This window comes from Pseudoalteromonas sp. G5_S1_14_S5 (assembly GCF_054968605.1).
The window spans coordinates 1-3,315 of record NZ_JBQKUM010000150.1 but is presented as its reverse complement, the minus strand read 5'-3'; the positions used below and the strand labels follow the sequence as shown (position 1 = coordinate 3,315).

The window sequence follows — 3,315 nt, the reverse complement described above, 5'->3', positions numbered from 1 at the left end:
TATTAAAACCCGAATGTTATTTTATCACCGATGCGCGGTATAATAGTGGCAGCCAAGCAATATCGACATTTGAAATGTAATTACCTTTAAAGAATTGAGTATCGCCTAATTTATTTTCAGCTTTAAGAAACGCTTTTTGAAGATTTGCCAAACGCGTGCCATACAAATTACCAAACCATGTTGGTTCTTTAGGCCTTGCTTGTGATGTAGAGTATCTGGATTACGTTTTTGTAAGTAGAGTGCACAAGCGGGCAGTAAGTAATACAAATACGGTGAAACTCAACCAAAGACTAAACTCAGAGACTTGGGGAAGTTGGCACTTATCCAACCATTTTGCTATTGATGCTAACTTTGTATTTAGTCCAAATGAGTAACGTTCTAAAACAACCAAAAGGTTGAACCAACAAAACACACTTGGGATGCTCGTTCAATTCCTTCAATAAAAAGAGCGAGCTCCTTATCCCCTCCTTTTCACTGGCTCGATGAAAACCTTCCTGCCTGCTAAATAACAAATTAATCAATTGATTTTTATACAGTTTAACCGTCAGCGTGTGTTTTATAAATGTTGAGTTCATTAATAGAATTTAGCTCAAACTTTAAAACTTAAAAATCGAACACAGTGAGATCTCAATACCATTTCATTGACCAAACGAATGATAGATATCTAATTACATATTACCTTTTGACAGTTTTTTGAACGGGCTTTTCCCGCTCTGTCGACTGGCTTTATGTGCTTTGGGCATTGCCTTTACAAGCCAGTTAGTCACATCACTATAAGGACGCAACACAGATGAAATACGGATTCCGATTTACTACTCTCACCTTAGCTGTCATAGCTTCCGCACACGCCACCGCTTCAACAGTTAAAGAAGAGGGCATTACACCACAGCTTGTCAATTCACCTTTCATACAAGATGTAAAAGGTACGATTGTTGAGGACTACTCTAAAGATCCCATCCAACCATCCATCTTCTCGGTGAGAATGATGAGCTCTGCAGATTCACAGCGCGGCGATTGGTTCAATCTATCTGCAAGCTACACAAGGCTTCAAGGCGTAGGTTCTGACGTAGTATATGACTACCTTATGCCACCACTAAAGCCAGAGCCAGTGATCGTGGCGGTTCTTGATTCGGGCGTTGATGTGGAACATGAAGACCTTAAAAACAAGCTTTGGACGAACAAAGGCGAGATCCCAGATAACGGTATCGATGATGATGGCAATGGTTACATCGATGATATTCACGGGTGGAACTTTCTCGGAAACTCATTAGGGATCAACGTTGATCAAGATACATTAGAGGTCACACGGGAATACAAGAAGTACCTGAAACTTAAAGAAAGTGGACATTGGATTCCACGCAAAAAGCGTAAGTACTATGAAGGCGTTGAGTCCGACTATCTCTCCTCTTTAAAAGACGACCAAGATGCGTTAAATCGTGTCACTACCGCGATTGACCAAGCCAACGAATATAAACAAGAGATTCTTCAATACGTTGATCAGAATGACTTTTCGACTAATGGTTTAAAAACGCTATTAGATAACGAAAACGCTAGCGTTGTTACAGCGGCGCAAGGCCTACTCAGCCTATTTGAATCTTGGTACTCATTTGAATACTTGGAGTCTCGTCGTAGCCGCTATCAAGACTCTTTAGACTTCCATTTAAATCTTGAGCTCGATACTCGTCGCGACATTGTCCTTGATGACATCAATAACCCTTGGGAAAAAGGTTACGGTAACAACGATGTTAAGGGGCCTGTTGGCTCTCACGGCACTCACGTAGCTGGTATCATCGCTGCTGAACGCAGCAACTTTATTGGTATCGATGGCGTTGCAGACCATGCGCAGATTATGGCAGTACGCATGGTGCCAAATGGAGATGAGCGAGACAAAGACATTGCCAACGCTGTTCGTTACGCTGTCGATAATGGCGCAAAGATCATTAACATGAGTTTCGGAAAAAGCTACTCACCTCGCAAGTACATTGTTGACCATGCATTCCGCTATGCCGCTCGTAAAGGGGTGCTGATTGTTCACTCTGCGGGTAATAGCCGTAACGACAACGACATCAAACCAAGCTTTCCCAACCGCTACGCTATGCACTACCGTTCAAAGCCTATCTCAACATGGTTAGATGTAGGTGCGTCAGCAAAATACGCAGATCAAAGCTTAGTAGCAAGCTTCAGTAACTTTGGCCAAAAAACGGTTGATGTATTTGCTCCGGGATATCGCATCTTATCAACCACACCAGGTAACACTTACAGTTCAAAAAGTGGCACTAGCATGGCAGCACCTGTAGTTTCCGGTATCGCGGCTTTAGTATGGTCTCGTTACCCAGATCTATCAGTGAAAGAGCTGAAATCGCTATTAATGAACGAATCAAAAGTCTACCCAGAATTGCTGGTTAAAAAGCCTTCTAGCCCGTCAGATTTAGTGCCTTTCAACACCCTATCGATTTCCGGAAGTGTAGTTGACGCTGAAGCGATATTTACAGAGTTAGAAACACGCTAACGCTTTCATAGCTATTGATTAATAGAGAAAAAAGGTTGCCCAGAGCAACCTTTTTCTTTTTTATTGCAGCAAAAGAGATTCCAGATACCTCGTCACTCGATTCTGGAATAACGTGAGGAAATAACGTGAATGTTTTATTCGTCATTCTCAACAGTGAGGGACGAAAGTAATAGGGAACCTCTTTTTACGGTATCATTCTACTAGACCATATTTAGCGTAATTCGATGCTCATGAACTGGCTGTAAGGGTCTAATTCGTAATCCGCAAAGGGTTCACAATATCCAAATCCAAACTTCTCGTATAGATTGCGCGCAGGCTTGAAGTATTCCTCAGAACCTGTTTCCAAGCTGATTCTTTGATATTGGCGGTTAGAAGCCGTATCTAAAACATGCTGCAAGAGTTTGCTCGCGACCCCTGTATTGCGAGCAAACTGAGAAGTTCGCATCGACTTAAGCTCCGCATGTTGTGCATCCAACTCTTTAATAGCCACGCAGCCCAATAATTGACTGTCTTGCCATGCACTGAAAAAAGTAATCTCTGGTGATTTCAAAGCATCAAGATCGAGTGCATGCACGCTTTCTGGTGGCGACGTTGCATACATGTCAGCTAAATGCTCTTCTAATAGCCTAATAACCTCTCCGCCTGACAAGTCATCAATTTTTATTTTCATAACGCCTTAATTATCCTTAATAAAATCTTAATCCATTTTCAATTCAGTAAAATTACGCTCGCGTAGTTAAACGATTACTATATTACTTTGCATGAAGAGTCTCAATGGGTTTACTGTATCTATCAGCGATATACCC

2 protein-coding genes are annotated in these 3,315 nt (G+C 41.8%); one reads left to right on the top strand and one right to left on the bottom strand.

The features are described from left to right. Positions 1-790 precede the first annotated feature (790 nt). Positions 791-2,509, top strand: a complete 1,719-nt coding sequence (locus tag ACTRWI_RS22120) for a S8 family peptidase (RefSeq protein WP_499133853.1) — start codon at positions 791-793, stop codon at positions 2,507-2,509. Between the two features lie 211 nt (positions 2,510-2,720). On the opposite strand, the gene ACTRWI_RS22115 is transcribed toward ACTRWI_RS22120, so the two are convergent. After that, on the bottom strand, positions 2,721-3,179 hold the full coding sequence (locus ACTRWI_RS22115) for a GNAT family N-acetyltransferase (RefSeq protein WP_499133852.1): 459 nt from the start codon (positions 3,177-3,179) through the stop codon (positions 2,721-2,723). Positions 3,180-3,315 lie beyond the last annotated feature (136 nt).